The 20457-nt window shown below is 70.9% G+C and carries 20 protein-coding genes and 1 tRNA gene; 11 read left to right on the top strand and 10 right to left on the bottom strand.

The window, feature by feature from the left end; all coding sequences use genetic code 11:
- Nucleotides 1-212 precede the first annotated feature (212 nt).
- Nucleotides 213-662 (top strand): c-type cytochrome, encoded by a 450-nt coding sequence (locus FZO89_RS16780; RefSeq protein WP_149104569.1) that lies wholly within the window; start codon nucleotides 213-215, stop codon nucleotides 660-662.
- Nucleotides 659-1102, top strand: coding sequence for a c-type cytochrome (locus FZO89_RS16775; RefSeq protein WP_149104568.1), 444 nt, complete (start codon nucleotides 659-661; stop codon nucleotides 1100-1102). Before FZO89_RS16780 ends, FZO89_RS16775 begins: the two co-directional genes overlap by 4 nt.
- Nucleotides 1103-1383: 281 nt before the next feature.
- Here FZO89_RS16775 and FZO89_RS16770 read toward each other — a convergent pair whose 3' ends face one another.
- Complete coding sequence (locus FZO89_RS16770) at nucleotides 1384-3048, bottom strand: hypothetical protein (protein ID WP_149104567.1); 1665 nt, start codon at nucleotides 3046-3048, stop codon at nucleotides 1384-1386.
- Between the two features lie 15 nt (nucleotides 3049-3063).
- Nucleotides 3064-3654, bottom strand: a complete 591-nt coding sequence (locus FZO89_RS16765; RefSeq protein WP_149104566.1) for an NfuA family Fe-S biogenesis protein — start codon at nucleotides 3652-3654, stop codon at nucleotides 3064-3066.
- A gap of 126 nt (nucleotides 3655-3780) precedes the next feature.
- On the opposite strand from FZO89_RS16765, the gene FZO89_RS16760 reads away from it, so the two are divergent.
- Nucleotides 3781-4122, top strand: coding sequence for a 4a-hydroxytetrahydrobiopterin dehydratase (locus FZO89_RS16760; RefSeq protein ID WP_149104565.1), 342 nt, complete (start codon nucleotides 3781-3783; stop codon nucleotides 4120-4122).
- Nucleotides 4123-4244: 122 nt separating this feature from the next.
- Here FZO89_RS16760 and FZO89_RS16755 read toward each other — a convergent pair whose 3' ends face one another.
- Nucleotides 4245-5207, bottom strand: coding sequence for an RluA family pseudouridine synthase (locus tag FZO89_RS16755; RefSeq protein WP_425480489.1), 963 nt, complete (start codon nucleotides 5205-5207; stop codon nucleotides 4245-4247).
- Nucleotides 5208-5639: 432 nt separating this feature from the next.
- On the opposite strand from FZO89_RS16755, the gene FZO89_RS16750 reads away from it, so the two are divergent.
- Nucleotides 5640-8681, top strand: coding sequence for a ribonuclease E/G (locus tag FZO89_RS16750; RefSeq protein ID WP_149104563.1), 3042 nt, complete (start codon nucleotides 5640-5642; stop codon nucleotides 8679-8681).
- A 301-nt stretch (nucleotides 8682-8982) separates the two neighbouring features.
- On the opposite strand, the gene FZO89_RS16745 is transcribed toward FZO89_RS16750, so the two are convergent.
- Nucleotides 8983-9627: a response regulator gene (locus tag FZO89_RS16745; RefSeq protein WP_149104562.1), complete on the bottom strand. Its 645-nt coding sequence runs from the start codon at nucleotides 9625-9627 to the stop codon at nucleotides 8983-8985.
- 168 nt (nucleotides 9628-9795) lie between these two features.
- On the opposite strand from FZO89_RS16745, the gene FZO89_RS16740 reads away from it, so the two are divergent.
- Nucleotides 9796-10260 (top strand): AAC(3)-I family aminoglycoside N-acetyltransferase, encoded by a 465-nt coding sequence (locus FZO89_RS16740; protein WP_149104561.1) that lies wholly within the window; start codon nucleotides 9796-9798, stop codon nucleotides 10258-10260.
- Nucleotides 10261-10298: 38 nt separating this feature from the next.
- Here the strand turns inward: FZO89_RS16740 and FZO89_RS16735 are convergent, their stop codons facing one another.
- The 3 genes from FZO89_RS16735 to FZO89_RS16725 all read right to left on the bottom strand — a co-directional run bounded on the left by FZO89_RS16735 (nucleotide 10299) and on the right by FZO89_RS16725 (nucleotide 12230).
- Nucleotides 10299-11036: a sulfite exporter TauE/SafE family protein gene (locus FZO89_RS16735; RefSeq protein ID WP_149104560.1), complete on the bottom strand. Its 738-nt coding sequence runs from the start codon at nucleotides 11034-11036 to the stop codon at nucleotides 10299-10301.
- Complete coding sequence (locus FZO89_RS16730; RefSeq protein WP_425480482.1) at nucleotides 11033-11350, bottom strand: YnfA family protein; 318 nt, start codon at nucleotides 11348-11350, stop codon at nucleotides 11033-11035. Before FZO89_RS16730 ends, FZO89_RS16735 begins: the two co-directional genes overlap by 4 nt.
- A gap of 253 nt (nucleotides 11351-11603) precedes the next feature.
- Nucleotides 11604-12230 carry a DNA-3-methyladenine glycosylase gene (locus FZO89_RS16725; protein ID WP_149104558.1) on the bottom strand — a complete coding sequence of 209 codons (627 nt, stop codon included), beginning with the start codon at nucleotides 12228-12230 and terminating at the stop codon, nucleotides 11604-11606.
- A 392-nt stretch (nucleotides 12231-12622) separates the two neighbouring features.
- On the opposite strand from FZO89_RS16725, the gene FZO89_RS18920 reads away from it, so the two are divergent.
- Entirely contained in the window at nucleotides 12623-12757 is a 135-nt protein-coding gene (locus FZO89_RS18920) for a hypothetical protein (protein ID WP_262378750.1), read from the top strand.
- An 83-nt stretch (nucleotides 12758-12840) separates the two neighbouring features.
- Here FZO89_RS18920 and FZO89_RS16720 read toward each other — a convergent pair.
- Nucleotides 12841-12928: transfer RNA gene (locus tag FZO89_RS16720), tRNA-Ser, on the bottom strand.
- Nucleotides 12929-13187: 259 nt separating this feature from the next.
- Complete coding sequence (locus FZO89_RS16715) at nucleotides 13188-14207, bottom strand: LysR substrate-binding domain-containing protein (protein WP_149104557.1); 1020 nt, start codon at nucleotides 14205-14207, stop codon at nucleotides 13188-13190.
- Between the two features lie 118 nt (nucleotides 14208-14325).
- Here FZO89_RS16715 and FZO89_RS16710 point away from each other — a divergent pair, with 118 nt between their 5' ends.
- From FZO89_RS16710 to FZO89_RS16700, 3 genes are all read left to right on the top strand, one after another.
- Entirely contained in the window at nucleotides 14326-14904 is a 579-nt protein-coding gene (locus FZO89_RS16710) for an FMN-dependent NADH-azoreductase (protein WP_149104556.1), read from the top strand.
- A gap of 38 nt (nucleotides 14905-14942) precedes the next feature.
- A complete protein-coding gene (locus FZO89_RS16705; protein ID WP_149104555.1) occupies nucleotides 14943-15494 on the top strand; it encodes a hypothetical protein in 552 nt (183 codons plus the stop codon).
- Nucleotides 15495-15618: 124 nt separating this feature from the next.
- Nucleotides 15619-17460, top strand: a complete 1842-nt coding sequence (locus FZO89_RS16700) for a serine hydrolase (protein ID WP_187471234.1) — start codon at nucleotides 15619-15621, stop codon at nucleotides 17458-17460.
- A 91-nt stretch (nucleotides 17461-17551) separates the two neighbouring features.
- On the opposite strand, the gene serS is transcribed toward FZO89_RS16700, so the two are convergent.
- Nucleotides 17552-18832 carry a serine--tRNA ligase gene (gene serS, locus FZO89_RS16695; protein WP_149104553.1) on the bottom strand — a complete coding sequence of 427 codons (1281 nt, stop codon included), beginning with the start codon at nucleotides 18830-18832 and terminating at the stop codon, nucleotides 17552-17554.
- Nucleotides 18833-18954: 122 nt separating this feature from the next.
- Here serS and FZO89_RS16690 point away from each other — a divergent pair, with 122 nt between their 5' ends.
- A complete protein-coding gene (locus tag FZO89_RS16690) occupies nucleotides 18955-19611 on the top strand; it encodes an energy transducer TonB (RefSeq protein ID WP_149104552.1) in 657 nt (218 codons plus the stop codon).
- Between the two features lie 93 nt (nucleotides 19612-19704).
- Nucleotides 19705-20277, top strand: coding sequence for an energy transducer TonB (locus FZO89_RS16685; RefSeq protein ID WP_262378749.1), 573 nt, complete (start codon nucleotides 19705-19707; stop codon nucleotides 20275-20277).
- Nucleotides 20278-20457: the final 180 nt, after the last annotated feature.

The raw sequence follows: 20457 nt of genomic DNA, 5'->3' as shown, positions 1-20457 counted from the left end.
TCGACGGCGGCAGGGATACGGACGTGACCGACGCGGTTGCACACCGGCCGCAAGCGCAGTGCATGCCCGCGTGTGCGCACCGGCGCGCCGCTTCGCGATCCGTTAACAGTCGGTGGAGCGCAAGCTATACTGGCCCGATTGCGCGCCGATGCACGTCGTCGCCCATTCCGATACCTCAAGCCATACAGCCACCAGGATTGCGGACACACTCCATGACGCGACCGTTGACGATCGCCGCCGGCCTCGCCGTTGCCTTGCTTGCGCTGGCTTCCCTGCCACGCACCGCGCCGGCCCAGGATGCCGAAACACCCCCGGCCGAAGCAGTTCCAGCCGAAGCGTCGCCGGCCGAAACCGCTGAAGCGCCCGCCCCCGCCACGCCGCCGCCGGCGGCCGTTCCCGCCGCCCTGACGGGTGATGCCGAGACCGGGCGCCTGCTGACCTACACCTGCCAGGGCTGCCACGGCATCGTCGGCTACAAGAACGTCTATCCGACCTACCACGTCCCGCGGATCGGCGGCCAGTCGGCGGTCTACCTCGTCAATGCGCTGACCGAGTACAGGAAAGGCACCCGCACGCACCCGACGATGGAAGCGCAGGCGCAGAGTTTTTCCGACCAGGACATCGCCGATATCGCCGCCTTCCTGTCGGAGCTGAAGCCATGAGCCGCGCCACCGCCCGTCCCGACCGCATCGGCCGGCTGGCCGTCGCGCTGCTGTTCTCCCTCGCGCTGGCCGCCTGCGGCGGCGAGTCCGGAACCGGACACGCCGACGGCGAGCAGATGTCCTCCTCGGCCGGCCTGCCCAAGGGCCGCGTCGCCGAAGGCGAAACCCTGGCCAACGCCAAGGGCCAGGCCACGGGACAGTCGTGCATCGACTGCCACGGCGCCGACGGCAACGCGCCGCTGGACGACACCTACCCCAAGCTGGGGGGCCAGTATTACGACTATCTCGAGCACGCGATCGTGCAGTACCGGGACGGCAGGCGCGAGCACGCGCTGATGTCGCAGCAGGCGGCCAACCTCAGCGACCAGCAGATCGCCGACCTCGCCGCGTATTTCGCCTCGCGTCCTTCGCAATTGCGGGATCTGCACGGCGCGCATTGAGATCGGGGCCGGGCGCCCGCCGCCCGCCGCCCGCCGCCCGCCGTCAGGATCGAGCAAGGCCCGCGGATCGCGGGCCTTTTTTCATTCGCTCACCGCTCCCGTCCCGGGAGCTTCGTGTACCCGCTGTCGCGCGCAGACCCCCGCCGGAGCGCGCCCGCGGTTGCAGAGGTCTTGGTTCACTGCCGGAACGGAGGCCTTTCGCTAGGACTCGCCTCGACGCGAAGACCACCCACGTCGCGCACGCGGATCATGCACGACGCCTTCGCTTCCGGCAGGTCGCCTCAGGGCGTGGCCGGCGCCGGGCCCAGGCTGTCCTGGTCTTCCTGCAGCTCGCGCTTGAACGGCACGTCCGGCGGCTCGCGCGCCTCGGCCTCGACGTCGAGCATGTTCGGATCGCTGATCCCGCAGGCGCCGCCCAGCATGAGCATGGCCACGGTGCAGCGGATGCGCTTGCCGGTGCCGGGAATCGGGATCAGCACCTCCTTGATGCTGCGCCGGACCCATTCCTGCAGCAGGGTCTCGTGCGGCACCCAGAAGCGGTCGAAGGCGCTCGGCTCGTAGCCGATCGGCGGGCGCTTGAGCCAGGTTCCCCTGCGGTCGATCTTTTCGAAATCCTCGGTGATCGTGCCGGGCGGCAGGCCGCCGCCGACGTCGCCGGCGCTGCCCGCAAGGCGCGGACTGCCGTCGGCGTTGAACAGGCCCGAAGGGCTTCCCGACTGCCCGCCCGGCACGTTGCGGTCGGAATCGCCCCAGTCGTCGCCACGCCGCGGCGAAGGCAGCGCACCCGGCGCCGGGCTCGATGCCGGTCCCGCACCCGCCGTGGCGGCCGAGGGCGTCGCGCCCTGCCCGCTCTGGCGTCGGCCACCGGCTTCGGTCGAGGACGAAGGCGCAGTGCCGCTGGCGGCGGGCGTGCCCTGCGCGGTGCTGTCGGTTGCGTTTTCGGCGGCGCCGGCCGCCGGGCGGGGGGCGCGCAATTCGATCTCGCGCTGGGTGACCGCAGGCCCGTCGCGCTGCAGTTCGGGGATGGCCGGCGTCGTGCTGCGCGGAACGCGCAGCGCGATCTCCGGCGCGGGCGTAGGCACGGCGCGCTCGACGATCTCAAGCTCCGGCTGGCGCACGTCGGGCACGTTGACGTCGCGACGCGGCAATGGCCGGATCTGCGGCGGTGGCGTCACCGTCGGCACTTCGACCAGGCGCACCTCGGGCGCTGGCGCGCTCAGCTCGGGCGTGGCCAGCACCGGCGGCCGGGGGACGTCGATGGTCGGTGGCACCAGCACGAAGTCGCTGTCGGGCTGCGGCGTATCGGTCACCTCGAGCGGTTGCGCGGCGACCGGCGGCGGCTGCTCCGGCGCGGGTTCCACCTCGGCCACCGACGGCGGAGGCGCTGGCGGCGAAGCCTGCGGCGCACTCGCTGCCGGTGCCGCGGCGGCCGGTTCCGGGCTGGCCGCCACCTGCGGCACCGTCAGTTCGGCCTGTTGCGAACCACCGCCTTCATCCTGCGGCGTGCCCTCGCCGATGAACTCCACCTGGGTGATGTTCTCGCCCAGCCGCTCGGCCTCGGCCTCGTCGCTCGGGAAACGCCCGACCATGAACATGATCATCAGCTGCAGCCACACCATGTGCAGCAGCACCGACGTGCCGATCGCGAACACGCGCGTGCGGCGATCGGGCGCGGGTCGTTCGCGCCAGTCGGCCCGCCACAACCGGGCGAACGCCTGCAGGCCGTTGAGCCGGCGGTAGCCCCGCGGATACACCGGCTGGCGGGCGAGGAACACCGACACCAGGTCCTGCGCCACCACCGCGATCCGGCGCACCTCCACGCGCGCCGACGCGAACCACTCGTCCCAGCCCGGGGGGAACTGCCCGACCGGCCGCGGCGGGCGGATCGAACGTCCCTTGCGCCGCGAGCGCCGGACCGCCTCGATCAGTTCGCTGGACGAGTACACCCGGCGCGCGTTCCGTCAGTCCGCGCGCGGCATGTAGGGCGCCGTCCCGGTCTCGTGGTCGGTCGCATCGCGCACCGCGGTCACGCCGGGCACCTTGTCCATCAGCGTGCGCTCGATGCCCTGCTTCAGGGTCACGTCGACCATGCCGCAGCCGTGGCAACCGCCGCCGAAGCGCAGCACCACCACGCCTTCGGCGGTGATTTCCTGCAGCGCGACATGGCCGCGGTGCATGGCCAGCTGCGGGTTGATCTCGGACTCGATCAGCCAGCGCACGCGTTCGACCATCGATGCCGATTCCGGCGGCGCCTCGCCCTTGATCTTCGGCGCGCGGATCTGCAGCTGGCCGCCGGTGGCGCGCGACTCGTAATCGATCTGGGCGCCATCGAGGAACGGCGCGCTCTCCGGGTCCAGCCAGAGCGTGAAGCCCTCGCAGTCGATCGCCCATTCGTCGCCCTGCAGGTCGGCCGGCTCGGTGAACTCGAGCCGCACGTCGGCCCGCGCCGTGCCTGGGTGCACCGCGGCCAGGCGCACGCCGAGGCCGGGCAGCGCCTCGCGTTCGATCAGCTTGCGGAAATGCGCCTGCGCATTGTCGGAAATCTGGATCATGGTCGGTTCCGTGTTTCGACGTATTCTAGGGCCAGCCCCGCGAGATGCCCGCACGCCGCGCCGCGGCAGGCGCCCCCGCACACGATCCGTTCATTCGTGGCGCCGCCATCCACAGGAGATTCCGCCATGTCGGACCTGATCCCGCTCGTCCAGGCCCACTGCCTTCCGCGCCGCGGTGGCGAACACCGGCTCGGAGAAGCCCGCATCCGCGAACTGCTGCCGGAGATCCCCGGCTGGGAGCTCGCCGAGAACGGTCGCGCACTGACGAAGACCTTCACGTTCGAAGATTATTACCGGACGATGGCGTTCGTGAATGCGCTGGCCTACCTCGCCCATCGCGAGGACCACCACCCAGACCTCGGCGTGCACTACGATCGCTGCGTGGTGCGCTTCTCCACCCACGATGTTGGCGGGCTGAGCGAGAACGACTTCATCTGCGCGGCCAAGGCGGACGCACTCGCGGCCTGACCGGGCCCGGCCCGCAAGGCCCTTCGGACCCCAGGCCGACCCGCGACCTCGATGCGTGGTTGCGAAGGATGCCGGCGCCCGCACCGGAACGGGCCTGACGGGACGCACCTGCCATCCGGGCTTCAGCCCAGCCGGTCCAGCACCTCGACCAGCTCCGGCGCCAGCGGCGCGCTGAGCACGTAGGGCGCCGCGCCGCCGTCGAGCGCGAACTCGAGCGAGGCCGCGTGCAGGAACAGCCGCGTCAGGCCCGCCTGTTCGCGCAGGCGCTGGTTGACCTCGACCGCCCCGTACTTGTCGTCTCCGGCCACCGGGTGGCCGATGTGCTGCGCGTGCACGCGGATCTGGTGGGTGCGGCCGGTCTCGATCCGCACCTCGCAGTAGGAATGCCCGCCGCGGCGCTCGAGCACCCGGAAGTGGCTCAGCGACGGCTTGCCGTCCGCATGCACCTGCACGTGCCGTTCGCCGCCCTGGCGCAGGCCGATGTGCAGCGGTGAGTCCACGCTCATCACCCCGTCGGGCATGCGCCCGGCCAGCAGGGCCAGGTAGCGCTTGGCGATGCCGCCTTCCTCACGCATCAGGGCCTGCAGTTCGCGCAGCGCCGAGCGCTTCTTGGCGATGACCATCAGGCCGGAGGTGTCCCGGTCCAGCCGGTGCACCAGCTCCAGCGGCTCGCCGGGACGCAGCGCGCGCAGGGTCTCGATCACGCCGAAGCTGATCCCGCTGCCGCCGTGGCTGGCGACCCCGGAAGGCTTGCTGATCGCCAGCAGGCGCGCGTCCTCGTGGACGATGCTGGCCGCCATCGCCGCCAGCAGGCCTTTCGCCGGCGTTCCCCTGTCTCCTGCTTCGCCGAGACGTACCGGTGGGATCCGCACCTGGTCGCCCCCCTGCAGCCGGGTCTCCGGCTTGGCCCGGCCACCGTTCACCCGCACCTGGCCGCTGCGCACGATCTTGTAGACCAGCGACTTCGGCGCCCCCTTGAGCTGGGACAGCAGGAAGTTGTCCAGGCGCTGGCCGGCCCGCTCGGGGTCCACCCGGACGGTGCGCACGCCGCCGCCGGGGGCGGGCTGGGACCGGGTCTCGTTCATTGTCATGCTTTATCTGATACACTCGGCGGGCGAGATAAGGTGCTGATTTCGCTGGAAGATTCCCGGGCCGAAAGCCCGCCTTCCGCGAGACCCGTCGAGTGCGCGACCACCGCCCCCGGGGCGGCCATGTTAGCGGCTGGACGGCAGTTCCGGACATCGCCCTCTGCGAAGGCAGCGGTGCTGAACATGTCCCGTGCGGCGCGAGAGCCGGCCCGAAAGGCCGTCCCGCGTCAGCCGCCGGCCCTGCAACACTTTTTTGAATTGAAGCGCTCCCGCGGTCCGCCGTGGTGTCGTAGCGCTGGAAACCCGGGATCGCCGCTGCGCTTGCGCGGCTGGCGGCCAACCGAAGCTCCAGGCGAAACGCCCCGGCGTTCCGCGCGCCTGCCCCCACCCGCAAGGACGGGGGCAGCGAGTAGCGCGAGGAACGCAACCATGAAGCGAATGCTCATCAACGCCACGCAGGCCGAAGAACTGCGCGTGGCCATCGTCGACGGCCAGTCCCTGTACGACATCGACATCGAACAGCCGTCCCGCGAACAGAAGAAATCGAACATCTACAAGGGCCGCATCACCCGGCTCGAACCGTCCCTCGAGGCGGCCTTCGTCGAATACGGCGCCGAACGCCACGGCTTCCTGCCGCTGAAGGAAATCTCCCGCGACTACTTCCAGGCCGGCGCCGACCACCGCTCCGGCAACATCAAGGAACTCCTGCGCGAAGGCCAGGAAGTCGTGGTCCAGGTCGACAAGGAAGAGCGCGGCAACAAGGGCGCCGCCCTGACCACGTTCATCTCGCTGGCCGGCCGCTACATGGTGCTGATGCCGAACTCGCCCACCGCCGGCGGCGTCTCGCGCCGGATCGAGGGCGACGACCGCGCCGAGTTGAAGAAGGCGATGGACGCGCTGACCATCCCCGACGAGATGGGCGTGATCATCCGCACCGCCGGCGTCGGCCGCGACGCCGAAGAACTGCAGTGGGACCTCGACTACCTGCTCTCGATCTGGCGCGCGATCGCCGGCGCCGCGCTGAGCAAGCCCTCGCCGTTCCTGATCTACCAGGAGTCGCGCCTGATCACCCGCGCGCTGCGCGACTACATGCGCGCCGACATCGGCGAGATCCTGGTCGACACGCCCGAGATGTTCGAGGAGGCGAAGGATTTCGTCGAGCAGGTGATGCCGCACAACCTGCGCAAGCTCAAGCACTACACCGACGATGTCCCGCTGTTCAACCGCTACCAGATCGAATCGCAGATCGAGGCGGCCTACGAGCGCACGGTGCGCCTGCCCTCGGGCGGTGCGCTGGTGATCGACCAGACCGAAGCCCTGACCGCGATCGACGTCAACTCCGCGCGCGCCACCAAGGGCGCCGACATCGAGACCACCGCGTTCAACACCAACCTGGAGGCGGCCGAGGAAGTCGCGCGCCAGATGCGGCTGCGCGACCTGGGCGGCCTGGTGGTGATCGACTTCATCGACATGGACTCGGGCAAGCACCAGCGCGAGGTCGAGAACAGGCTGCAGAACGCGCTCAAGTACGACCGCGCGCGCGTGCAGCTGGGCCGGATCTCGAAGTTCGGCCTGCTCGAGATGAGCCGCCAGCGCCTGCGCGCCTCGCTGGGCGAGTCGAGCCAGATCGTGTGCCCGCGCTGCGAGGGCCACGGCCGCATGCGCAGCGTCGAATCGCTGAGCCTGTCGATCATCCGCGTCGCCGAGGAGCACGCGATGAAGGACAACACCGGCCAGGTGCTGGTGCAGGCGCCGGTGGAGATCGCCAACTTCCTGCTCAACGAGAAGCGCGGCGCGCTGGCCGAGATCGAGAAGCGCCACGACGCGCCGATCGTCATCGTCGCCGACGAACAGCTGCATACTCCGCACTACGAGGTCACGCGCCTGCGCGAGAACGAACTGGGCGAGGAGTCGGCGCGTCCGAGCTACCAGCGCGGCACGCCGCGCAGGGTGGCGACGATCGCGCTGACCAAGAACAATCTCAACGTGCCTGCGCCCGCGGTCACCAACGTGCGTCCGTCGCAGCCCGCGCCGGTCCGCGAACCGCAGCCCGAGCCCGTGGCTCCGGCGCCCGCTCCGGCGCCGGCCCCGGCACCGGTGCCCGTGGCCGCACCCGTCGCCGCCGGTGGCCTGTTCGGCTGGGTCAAGCGGATCCTCGGCAGCGAACCGGTTGCGACCCCCGCACCTGCACCGCAGGCCGCCCCGTCGCAGCGCGGCGAGCGCCCGGCGCGCGGCGAGCGGAACGATCGGGGCGAGCGCAGCGGCGCCGCCCGCCGGGAGCCGCGCAACGGCAGGTCTCCCCGTCGCGAGGGAACGGCGCAGGCGGCCGCGCAGTCGCAGAAGGAGCCGCGCCAGGGTCAGCAGGCCCGCGGCCAGCAGGCGCGCCAGCCCGCGGCGCAGCCCGGCCAGCCCCAGTCGCAGAAGAAGCCCAGGCCGGCGCAGAAGTCCTCGTCGCCCAAGGCAGCTGAAGCCCCGGAAGCGACGGAACAGCACGCGACACCGGTCGCGGAAGCCGCTTCGGACAAGGCGCCCGCACTCGCCGGCATCGCAGTCCAGGCGCCGCTCGCGACAGACGAGGCGCAACGGGAAGACGCGACCGCGATCAATCCGATGGCGGCCGACGCCGGCACCGACGAGGCGCCAGGCGCTGCGGGCGGCGACGATGCCGCCGCCGGTGGCCGCCGTCGCCGCGGCCGCCGCGGTGGGCGCCGCCGCCGTCGCGGAGCAGGCGAGACAGCGACGGGCCTCTCCGCCGACGGCATCGACGACACCGACGCGGACGGCGAGGAAGAGAACGACGAGGTCGATGCGGCCGCGAAGGTGCTCGCACAGCGCAGCCAGCCCGAGTTCGAGTTCGATGAGCCGGGCGCCGCGAGGGATGCGGCAGCCCTTCCCGCGCAGGCAACGGGCGGATCCGCCAGCGAGCCGACGGGCGCGCCACGGCGCACGGCAGACGCCGCATCGTCTCGCATGCCCTCACCCGTGATCGAACCGCCGCAGGCAGCCGGTGCCGCGGACGACACCGCGGCGGATGCCGTACCACGTCCGGTGGCGGATGTCGCCGCCGGGCCTGTCCCGGCGAACGTGTCCGCGGAGCCGCTGCCGCGCGATGCGGTGGACGCCCGACCCGACGCCCCCGTCGCCAGTGCGCCCGTCGGCGACGCCGCGATGCCCGCGCCGCCCGCGCAGCCCCTGGTCGCCGATGCGGACGCCGGAATCGAGGCCGTCGCATCCGCCGCGCAGGCAGCTCCCGAGGCGGTGGAAGCCGCCGCAACCGCACCGCTGCCGCAGGCCGACATCGCGCCGGGCCTGTTCGATGCACCCGCACCGGCACCGGCACCGTTGGTGGCGCAGCAGGACGCCTCGCCCGCTGCCGAAGCTGCAGACTCGGTCGAAGCGGTCGAAGTCGTCGACAGCGCCAACGACGAACGCGAGGACCCGGCCGGAGAAGGCGCCACCCGCAGCGCCTGACGCCCGTGGCCCGGGTCCATGCCGATCGCGGCTGGACCCGGGCCGGCTGTATCGACCTGCGGACCCGCGGGTGGTCGAAAGACCGCGTGCGGGCGGCGCGCCGTTTCACTCGATCGGCCCGTACGCCGTACGCCGCACTCGCGCCGCGCGCCTGCGGCACCGCTGATCCGCCCGGGCCTCGCCGCCCGCGCCGCTGCGTTTGCGCCGGCGCGATCGCCGCCACGTGCGTCGTCCACCCGTTCGGGGTCGACGGCTCCGCGCCCGCAACAGGTCGGTCGCGACGCAGCGCCGACGCGAACCGCTACAGCACCTGCGACGGATCGACCAGGCCGTACTGGCTCGCCAGCCGCGCCAGCGCGATGTTGTCCTCGATCTGCAGCTTCTGGAACAGCCGCGACTTGTGCGTGTTGACCGTCTTCGGGCTGAGGCTGAGCTTCTTCGCGATCTCTTCCTGGCGCAGCCCCTGCACGAGCAGCATCGCGATCTCCAGTTCGCGCGGCGACAGCTCGTCGAAAGGCGAACCACCGCCGATCAGTCCGGCCAGCGCGAGCTTCTGCGCGATGCCGCTGGCGAGGTAGCGCCTGCCGCGCGCGACGTCGCGGACCGCGCGCAACAGCTCGGCCGAGTCGCCGCCCTTGCCGACGTAGCCCGACGCGCCGGCCTCGATCAGCTTGCGCGGCATCGGTCCGTCTTCCAGCACCGACACCACGATCACCTTGGCGTGCCGGCCCTTGACCACGCGTTCGGTCACCTCCAGGCCACTCACACCCGGCAGGTGCAGGTCGCACAGCACCACGTCGGGCTTGAGCTTGCGGATCATCGGCAGCGCGCTCTCTCCGCTCTCCGCCTCGCCCACCACCTCGATGTCGGTTTCACCCGAAAGAATCATGCGCATTCCCGCGCGGACCAGCGCATGGTCGTCGACCATGAACACCCGGATCGTCATCCCTGTCTTCCCTCGTTGTACGTCCCCTGCACGGAGGCTAGCGCCATGCGCCGTGCCTGCGCAAGCGAGCACCCGGCACGGCCCACGGCCGAGCCACCCTGTGCGCGGCGCCACGGATGACCGACACTGCCGCGCAGTCCCTGCCCGGCCCGACCACGGCAACTTCCGATGACCACGACCACGACATTCCGGATCCAGCGCCTGGCGGCAGACGACCTCGTCACGTTCCGCGCGATGATGGCGATGATGGGCGAAGCGTTCGAGGACCGCACGACCTACACCGCGGCGCAACCCGACGACGCCTACCTGCGCGCGCTGCTGGACGGGCGCCAGTTCGTCGCGATCGCGGCCATCGCGGGCGACCGGGTGGTCGGCGGGCTGGCGGCGTACGAGCTGCCCAAGTTCGAGCAGGCGCGCAGCGAGCTGTACATCTACGACCTCGCCGTGGACGCGGCGCATCGCCGCCGCGGCATCGCCACCGCGCTGATCGCCGAGTTGCGCGGCATCGCGCGCGAACGCGGCGCCTGGGTGATCTACGTGCAGGCCGATCCGCCGGACGCGCCCGCGGTGGCGCTGTACACGAAACTCGGCGTGCGCGAGGACGTGCTCCACTTCGACATCGGCGTGGACTGAGCGGGGCCCGGACGCGCGACGGACCGGTCGCGGCGTCGTCAGGCGAACAGCAGCTTGGTGCCGGCGATCGCGAGCACCACCGCGAGCAGGCGCTTGATCGCGGCATGCGGCAACCGGTGACTGCCCAGGTGCGCGCCGAGGTAACCGCCGATCAGCACCGCCGGCACCAGCGGCAGCACGAAGCCAGGCAGCGACTGCGTCGCGCCGAAGTTGCCGCCCAGGCCCGCGGCGGAATTGAGCAGGATGAAGGGCGCCGAGACGCCGGCCGCGGTGCCCGCACGCGCCCAGCGCATGAAGATCAGCAGCGGGGTGAGGAAGATCCCGCCGCCGGTCCCGGTCAGCCCCGCGAGCAGGCCCAGCCCGGCCCCGGTGGCCAGCGCGACCGGTTTGCCGGGCGTGCCGATCGCGCCCTCGCGCGGCGGCCGCAGCACCAGTTGCAAGGCCGATGCCAGCAGCACCACGCCCACCAGGATCCTGAAGACCCGCGTCGGCAGGTCGAGGTAACCGCCGACGAACGCCAGCGGCACCGCCAGCAGCGCGAACGGCCAGAACAGCGTCCAGGAAAAGTGCCCGGCGCGGCGGAACTGCCAGGTCGCGATCGACGCCACCAGGATGTTGAGTACGAGGGCGGCGGGCCGGATCTGTTCCGGTGCCAGCCCCACCAGCGACATCACCGCGATGTAGCCCGAAGCGCCCGCATGCCCCACCGACGAATACAGCAGCGCGACCAGCGCGACCCCGGCGATCAGCCACCAGGCGGCGTCCGCCGCGATCATCGCGGCTGGAACATGATGATCCCCATGCCGAGCAGTGCCACCGCCGCGCCGGCGACGTCCCAGGGCGTCGGACGGATCCCGTCGACCGCCCACAGCCAGGCGAGCGCGGTGGCGACGTACACGCCGCCGTAGGCGGCGTAGACGCGACCGGCGGCGGTGCCGTGGAGGGTGAGCAGCCACGCGAACGCGGCCAGGCTCAGCGCGGCCGGCAACAGCAGCCAGGCCGACCGTCCCTGTTTCAGCCACAGGTACGGCAGGTAGCAGCCGATGATCTCGGCCAGCGCGGTGAGGAGGAACAGGCCGGATGTCTTCACTGCAAGCGCCTCGCGCGGAAGGGGGTCTCGTCCGACGGCACCGCTCCAACGCATTGCGCGGGCGGGGGACCGATCGCAGCGGGCATCGTGGACGGGGCCCGGGACCGCACGGAACAGGCCTCAGGATGCTACATCGCGGCTTCGACGGCGACACGGCGCGCCGCTCCCCGTGGCGAGCGTCCGCGCGTCCGCGCGTTCGCGGGCGCTCCGGCATCGCGCGGCCATGCCGCCGCGACGATCCTGCGACAGGCGCTCATCGTGGCGAACGCCGGGGGACCGCTCCCGGCCGGGGCCGGCCCTTCGACACGTGCGCATTCGCCGGCACCGACCAGCGCCACGGCAGGTCGACGGCCCGGCTGATGCCGACGCGGGGGCCGACCACGGGGTTCGCCGGCGGAAGCACGCCATCGCACACGATCCACAGCCCGGCGTCCCCGGTCACCAGGTCCGCGCCGTCGAGCGCGCGGGTGATGCCCATCGCCTGGCCGAGCCGGCCCGGGCCCGAGCCGATGTCCCGTTCCTTCGCCGGGCCTCCCCGCGCCTGCCGCATCAGGTCCACGCCGGCCACCGGTTCGATCGCCCGCAGCAGGATTCCGTGGCCTTCGCCGACCTCGCCGCAGACCGCGTTCGCGCACCAGTGGATGCCGTAGTTCAGGTACACGTACAGATGTCCGCCGGGACCGAACATGCTGGCGTTGCGCAGCGTCGGACCGCGATGCGAATGCGCGGCCGGATCCTCGCTGCCGGCGTAGGCCTCGACCTCCACGATGCGACCGGCGCGCCCGTCCGCGCGCACGAGCACCTTGTTCAGCAATTCCGGCGCCACGACCGCCGGATGGCGCAGGTAGAAGCTGCGCGGCAGCGGGTTGCGATCAGCCATCGGTCGCGCTGCCCGCCATCGGTTCGTTGCGGGGCCCACTCACGGAAATCCGGCAGTGGCGGTGGTCGCCGCCCGGCCCGACCGCATGCCCCTCGCGCCGACGCGTCGGCGCGGCCGTGGCGATGTCCTTCCGACTCCCATGTCCTGCCTGCGAAGCGTGGAAAGGGCGAACGGTACGCCACGCGTGGCAAGATGACGTCAGCGGTACGGCTGCCGGTGGCTGGCAGCTGGCCGAAGACGCCTCCATCACGCCTGCCTGTCTAGCGTGTCTCCAGGCTGGAAGGGGAACGACATGCACGTGACCTTCGTAGGCGGACCGTGGCACGGAGTCACCAGGGACTGCCCTGCCCCCCCTGCCCCCGCGCATCGGTGCATCGGACCTCAGCGTCTACGTGCCGCTGACCGACCATCCGGCCACCGGCGGGGTGCTCGCCGACCCCTTCGAGCTCTCCGATGCCTATGCGCTGGTCGAGCTGGGTCCGCGCGAACTGCTGGAACGGCTCGAGGATGTCATGCTGGTCCAGTGAGGCGCACGAGGCGCCACCTTGCCGGCCAGCGCTGCGGGAACGTGGCCGCACACCCGGCCCGCTGCCCGGACGATGGAAAGAACTGGCGGAAGGGGTGGGATTCGAACCCACGGATGGTTTCCCATCGGCGGTTTTCAAGACCGCTGCAATCGACCACTCTGCCACCCTTCCGGCGGCGCATATTGTCGCCGGTTTGGGCGCCGGCTGCGTCGTTGCGCGCTCCGCCCCGCGTCCCGGCCACCGAACGGCGGGGCCACGGTCCGACGCCGCAGGGCATTGCGGGATCGGTACCCCGTAGCCGCGTTGCCGCGCGTCGGGCGTAGCGCCATGCGGACGTGCACCTGTGCCCGGTCCAGCGACCGCATCCGCAGCAGCGCGATGCTCGCGGTACCGCGCCTGCCGCCCGGGCACGGCAGGCGCCTGGATCGCGCTAGCGCATGGCCGCTTGCGCAGGCGCGGACGCCGGCTTCCGGCGGGGAGCTGCCACCCGTCCCGGGTCCCCCTCCTCGGCCCCGTCCTTGCCGCAGTGCCGGCAGTTGAGGCTGGATTCCTCGATCAGCGTCGGCAGCCGCTCGGCCAGGAAATCGATGAACACGCGCACCGCCGGCAGCATGCCGCGGCGCGAGGCGAACACCGCGTGCGCCACGCCCTGCGGCAGCCGCCACTCGGGCAGCACCACTTCCAGCTCGCCGCTGCGCACCGCGTCGGCGCACAGGGTTTCGGGCAGCATGGTGATGCCCAGACCCTGCTTGGCCAGGTCCATCAGCATCGGGAAGTCGAAGCCCGAGACCCTGGGCTTGAGCTCGATCCGGCGCACCTCGCCGTCGCGTCCCTGCAGTTCCCAGCGCTGCCGGCCCTCGTCCTCGCCCATGCTCATCGAGGTGTGGCCCTCGAGATCCTCGGGGGTCTTCGGACGACCGGCACGATCGAGGTAGCGCGGGCTGGCGACCAGCAGTTCCTGGATCATGCCGAAGCTGCGCATCACCAGGCTGCCGTCGTCGTCGAACTTGGTGCGCACGCGGATCGCCACGTCGAAGCCTTCGTTGATCACGTCCACGCGACGGTTGCTGACATGCAACTGCACCCGCACGTCGGGGAACCGCGCCAGGAAATCCGGCAGCAGCTTGGGCATCAACTGTTGCGCCACGCCCACGGGGACGCTGGCCTTCACCACGCCGCGCGGCTCCGCGCTGAGCCGGTCCACGACCTCGCGCGCGGCGGTGGCCTCGGCCAGCATCGACTGGGCATGGCGGTGCACGCTCTGGCCGACGTCGGTGACCGCGAACCGGCGCGTCGAACGCTGCAGCAGGCGCACACCGAGCTCGTTCTCAAGCTGGCTGATGCGGCGGCTCAGGCGAGACTTGGGGATCCCGAGCGCGCGCTCGGCCGCGGCGAAACCACCGTGGTCGACCACCATCGCGAAGTAATACAGATCATTGAGGTCCTGCACTTTAACCTCCTTTATGGAACGATGCGTGATATTTCACCACGTTTATTCCACTCATGCAACGCACTACCTTATCTCCGTGGCGGCGACGCCCGCCGAACCAACCCGAGGAGCGAGGCCCATGAAACTGCTGCACATCGATTCCAGCGTTCTGGGCGACCAGTCGGTCACCCGCGAACTCACGGCCGCCATCGTCGCACGCTGGCGGTCCCGGGTGCGTGGGCTGGAAGTCCAGTCCCGCGATCTTGCCCGAGACCCGCTGCCGCACCTGTCCGCGGCCACCCTGGCCGGGAGCGATGCGCTCGAGGCCGCGCGCGGCGAGACGGCCCTTCGCGAATTCCTCGAGGCCGACGTCGTGGTGATCGGCGCCCCGATGTACAACTTCGCGATCCCCTCCACGCTCAAGGCCTGGATCGACCGCATCGCGGTGCGCGGGCGAACCTTCCGCTACACCGAAAACGGGCCCGTGGGACTCGCGGGCGGCAAGCGTGTCATCGTCGCCACCGCGGCCGGGGGCATCCACGACGGACAGCCTTCCGACTTCGTCGAGCCTTACCTGCGGCACACGCTGGGCTTCCTCGGCGTGCAGGACATCGAGTTCGTGCGTGCCGACGGGATCGGCCTGTCGCCCGAACACCGCGCGGCATCGATCGCCGCTGCCCTGGGTGCGCTGCCCGGACCCGAGCGCAAGGCAGCCTGAACCCACGCGCAAGCCGCGCCCGTCACGGGCGCGGTCGCGTGGCGGGCTTCTCCCGTCGATCCCGACTGCAGGAACAGGTGGCCGCCGGCCACCGCTTCCCGTCCGAGGAGATCGACATGAAACGCACCTGCCCCACCGGGTCCCTGCTGGCGCTCGCCCTGGCGCTGGCCCTCCCTGCCACGGCGCAGCCGCCGCCCGCCGAGCCGGAAAACGATACCGGATACGGCATCCAGGGCGGGTTCGAGGAAGAAGCCGGATCCGACCCGTTCGATGATCCCACCGCCGAAGCCGATCCCTGGTCCGAAGTCGAGGCCGGGGCGGACGCCGGATCCGAGGAGTCGTTCGACTCCCTTTCCGAGTCTCGGGACCATGACGACGCCTTCGCGGCAGATCCCGCCGATCCACGGGACGCGGCCGATATCGCACCCGAACCCGCGGACGCCGGGGCCTCCACCAGCGCGGAACTGAAGGACGGACTCAGGCGCATGTTCGTCGGAGTGCTGATGCCGGCGGTGGAGCGCCGCGTCCGCAAGGCCGTCGAGGGAGACGACGCGCCGCAGTCCGATCCCGTGCCGCAAGCCGACCCCTAGCCCATCGCCCGGGAGCGTGGCGGGTTTTCGCCGCGTTCCGCGACTGCCCTTGCGCATGCGATGCCGTGTGGGCAATGGCCCCCGTCGCTCGCGCCGACTTCCGACACATTCTCCAGGAGCCACCATGGACACGATCCACTTTCCCGCATCGCGCCGCGTGCGCATGGCCGCCGCACTGGTCGCCGCCACGCTGGCGTTGCTGGCGGCACTGCCGGCCCATGCGGCCACATGGGCCGCCCGCCACGGAATGACCGCGGCGCAGTACCAGCAGGCCTTCGACGACTTCGACAAGAAGGGTTACCGGCTGACCTCGATCTCCGGCTACGACAGCGGTGGCGCGCGTTACGCCGCGCTGTGGAAGAAAGCCAGCGGTCCCGCATGGGCCGCACGCCACGGGCTCAACCCCGAGCAGTACCAGGCGGCCGTCAGCCACTACGTCGAGCAGGGTTACCGGCTGACCTGGGTCAACGGCTACGCGGTCGGCGGCAAGCCCTATTACGCCGCGATCTGGGAAAAGAAGGGCGGCCCGGCCTGGAAGGCCCGCCACGGCCTGACCGCCGGGCAGTACCAGGCCGTGGTCGGCGAGCTGTCGAAGCAGGGCTACGGCCTGTCGCACGTCAGCGCCTTCGGCCTCGGCGGCTCGCCGCGCTTCGCCGCGATCTTCGAGAAGGGCGGCCCGGCCTGGGTGGCGCGTCACGGGCTGTCGGCGGCCGACTACCAGAAGGCCTTCAACGATTTCGGCAAGCAGGGCTACCGGCTGAAGGTGGTCAGCGGCTACCGCCAGGGCAACGCCGACCGCTACGCCGCGATCTGGACCAAGGCGCCCGGACCGCACTGGTCGGCGCGGCACGGCATCCCCGCCGCGCACTACCAGGCGGTGTTCGACAACCATCGCTACCAGAGCTGGGAGCCGCGCTACATCGAGGCCTTCAATGCCGGAAACGGCGTGCGCTTCAACGGGGTCTGGGAGAACTCGACCTTCCGTGCGAAGGACCTGGCGCTGATCGAGCGCAAGGTGAAGTCGTACATGCGTGCCAACAACATCCCCGGCATGTCGATCGCGATCAGCCGCAACAAGAAGCTGGTGTTCGCCTCGGGCTACGGCCTGGCGGACAAGGAACGCGGCCAACCGGTCGGACCGGCGCACCGCTTCCGCATCGCCAGCGTCTCCAAGCCGATCACCCGCGTCGCGGTGGCCAGGCTGATCCAGGACACCAGCCTCGACTCGAGCTCGAAAGTGTTCGGCAGCAACAGCGTGCTCGGCGGGCAATACCCGACGCCGTCGGGCAACAAGAAGATCGAGGACATCACCGTCGACCACCTGGTGCGCCACCGCAGCGGCTTCGTCAATGTCGACAAGGACGGCGCCAGGAGCGATCCGATGTTCGCCTACGACGGCACCGGTCACAAAGGCCTGATCGAGTGGACGCTCGCCAACTATCCGCTCGGCTACGATCCGGGCACCGCGAACTACGACCCGGACAACGATCCGGAGACCAACGACATGTACTCCAACTTCGGCTATTCGTTGCTCGGCCGCGTGATCGAGTCCAGGTCCCGCAAGTCCTACGAAGCGTACGTGCGCGACGCCATCCTCAAACCCGCCGGCGCAAGCGGCATGGTCATCGGCGGCGACAAGGAGGCCGACCGCAAGGCCAATGAAGTCAAGTACTACGGCGGTGGCGCCTATTCCAGCGTCAAGCCACAGCGCTTCGACTCGCACGGCGGCTGGATCGCGACCTCGATCGACCTGCTGCGCTTCATGCGCCACGAAACCGCGCTTCCCACGTCCTACGCGCACTACGGCGAGATGAGCGGCACGATGTCGGTCTATCGTCGCCGCAACGACGGCTTCGGCTTCGCCGCGAGCACCAACACGTCCAACAAGAGCACGAAAGCGATGAACACGCTGTTGCAGGAAATCGTCGACGAAGTCTCGCTCTGGCCCGACGTCAACCTGTTCTGAACCGTCGCGGATCTGCTCGCGTTCGATCGGCCCTTGCGACGGCGTCCCCACGGGACGCCGTCGTTCTTTCCGCCTCGCCCTGCCCGCAGACTCAGGCGATCCGCTCGATCCCGCCCATGTACGGCCGCAGGGCCTCGGGCACGTCGATCGACCCGTCCGCCTGCTGGCAGTTCTCCATCACCGCGATCAGGGCGCGGCCGACGGCGACCCCCGAACCGTTGAGCGTATGCACCGGTTCCGGCTTGCCGGTGGACGGGTTGCGCCAGCGCGCCTGCATGCGCCGCGCCTGGAAGTCGCCGCAGTTCGAGCACGACGAGATCTCGCGGTATGCCTGCTGCGATGGCAGCCACACCTCCAGGTCATAGGTCTTGCGCGCGGCGAATCCCATGTCGCCCGAGCACAGCAGCATGCGCCGGTAAGGCAGGCCGAGTTTCTCCAGCACCACTTCCGCGCAGCGGGTCATGCGCTCGTGCTCGGCATCGCTCTCTTCCGGCCGGGCGATCGACACCAGCTCCACCTTTTCGAACTGGTGCTGGCGGATCATGCCGCGCACGTCGCGGCCGCCGCTGCCGGCCTCGGAGCGGAAGCACAGCGAATGTGCGGTCATGCGCAGCGGCAGGCGTTCGGGCTCGACGATCCCGTCGCGGACGAGGTTGGTGAGCGAGATCTCCGCGGTGGAAATCAGGTAGCGGCGGTGCTCGCCCAGCTGGGTGGCGAACATGTCCTCCTCGAACTTCGGCAGCTGGCCGGTGCCGTAAAGGCTGTCGGCGTTGACGACGACCGGGACGTTGGTTTCCTCGTACCCGTGTTCGTGCGCATGCAGGTCGAGCATGAACTGCGCCAGCGCGCGATGCAGGCGCGCCAGCTGCCCGCGCAGCACGGTGAAGCGCGCGCCCGACAGCCTGGCTCCGGCATCGCCGTCGAGCCAGCCGTGGCGGGCGCCCAGTTCGACGTGGTCCCTGACCTCGAAATCGAAGGCGCGAGGCGTGCCCCTGCGATGCTGTTCGACGTTCTGCGATTCATCGGCGCCGGCGGGCACCGACGGATCCGGCAGGTTCGGCACGCCCAGCGCGATCGCCTCGATCTCGTTGCGGATCGCGTCGAGCCGGGCCTCGCTGGCCTTGAGTTCGTCGCCCAGTCCGGCCACTTCCGCCAGCAGCGGCGCCGCGTCCTCGCCCTTCGCCTTGGCCTGCCCGATCGCCTTGCTGCGCGTGTTGCGCAGGTTCTGCAGTTCCTGGGTGCGCACCTGGATCTGCTTGCGCTCGGCTTCCAGCGCCTGCAGGCGCTCGACCGGCAGCGCGAAACCGCGCATGGCCCGCAGGGTCGCGGCGGTGTCGGCGAGGTGCTGACGGAGCAGGTTCGGATCGAGCATGTCGGCGGAATGTGGCGGGAAGACGCGGATTATCGCCGAGATGCGCGTGCGCTGCCGGGCCGCGGAGCGGTGCGCGAGCCGCGTATGCCAGAATCCGGACATCGTTTCCGCATCGTTGCCGCATGTCCACGTCCCCCGCGCCATCGTCGCCCTTCCGCCGATTCGCCCGGTTCCTGCCTGCCGGCCGCGCGTGGTGGCTGGTGGTCGCTGCCGTCGCCGCCGGCCTGCTACTGTTCGTCCTGGTGCTTTCGAACAGGCCCGACGAATTCGAGTTCCATCGCGCCGGGGCCGACCGCCCGGCCGGTGTCCCCGGGCAGGTCTTCGAACCGCTGCCGGCGCCGCTGCCCGCCGGCGAATCGACGGCGAGCGGCATGGACGATCGTCCCCCGGAGCGCGCCGAGGCCCCGCGCATCGATCAGCACGCCCCCCTGCCCGAACCCGCCGCGACGCCGTCCGAGGCACCCGGAGCGCAGGCGGCACCGCCGACTCCCGGCGCAGTCGCCGACACCACCGTGCCACGACCACTCTCCGCGCCGCCGCCGGACTATCCCACCGCCGCATTGCGCGCGGGCGCATCGGGCGACGTGGTCCTGCGCATCGAGGTGGGGGCCGACGGCCGTCCGGACTCGGTGACCGTGGTCGACAGCAGCCGCAACCGTGCGCTGGACCGCGCCGCGTTGCGTGCAGTCCGCGGCTGGCGCTTCCAGCCGGCGATGCGCGACGGCGTGCCGGTGCCGGGCACCGTTCGCCAGGTCATCAGTTTCGACGCGCCCCGCTGACAGGCGCTCACCTGGCGTTGACGCGGCGGCGACATGCCCTGCACGGCTGGCGTGAAATCGTCCGCCCGTCCCCGCAGACAGAAGGCCCACGCCATGTCCGACCCGATGAACCCGGAACGCCCCGCGCCGCGCGATCCCGCTCTCCGCCCGGAGACCCGCCCGGAAGACGAGCCGCCCCGCCGGGGTGCCGGCGCCAGCATGGTGCTCTGGATCCTGCTGCTGCTCGCGATCATCGCCACGGCGTGGTACTTCCTGGGACGCGACGATGCCGAGGAAATGCCCGAACCGACTCCGATCGGTGAAACGACCCCCGAGCCCTCGGAATCCCCGGTTTCCGCCGCCCCCGCACCGCGCGAAACCATGCCCGAGCGCGCTACCCCGCCAGCGGTCACCCGGGACGCCCGTCCGCTCACGCGGACGCCGCCCGAGTATCCCGCGGCCGCCCTGCGCTCCGGGATCGAGGGAACGGTGCTGGTGCTTGTCGAGGTGGGCGCGGACGGCGTACCGACCGACGTCTCGATCGCCCGTCGCAGCAGCTCGCGCGACCTGGACCGGGCGGCCCTGCAGGCGGTCCGGGGCTGGACGTTCCAGCCGGCCATGCGCGACGGCGAGGCGGTCGCATCGAGCGTGCAGGTGCCGGTCGACTTCCGGGTGGACAACCAGTAGCACGCAGCACCCGGACCCCATGGTGTCCGGCACCCCCGCGATCTGGCCGGGCTCCTTGGGGATGCGTCAGGGCATGGCGCCGGTGTGGAAGCATCCTCGCCCGCGGGTTGTGTGACGACCGGCCGCGCACTGTCACGCGCGTGTCGCGTAGCCGCCATCGTGGTTTCATCTTGACTGCGC

The sequence above is a fragment of the Luteimonas viscosa genome (assembly GCF_008244685.1).
Taxonomy (GTDB): Bacteria; Pseudomonadota; Gammaproteobacteria; order Xanthomonadales; family Xanthomonadaceae; genus Luteimonas; species Luteimonas viscosa.
The sequence above is the reverse complement of the archived record's forward strand: the minus strand, read 5'-3'. Positions and strand labels throughout refer to the sequence as shown.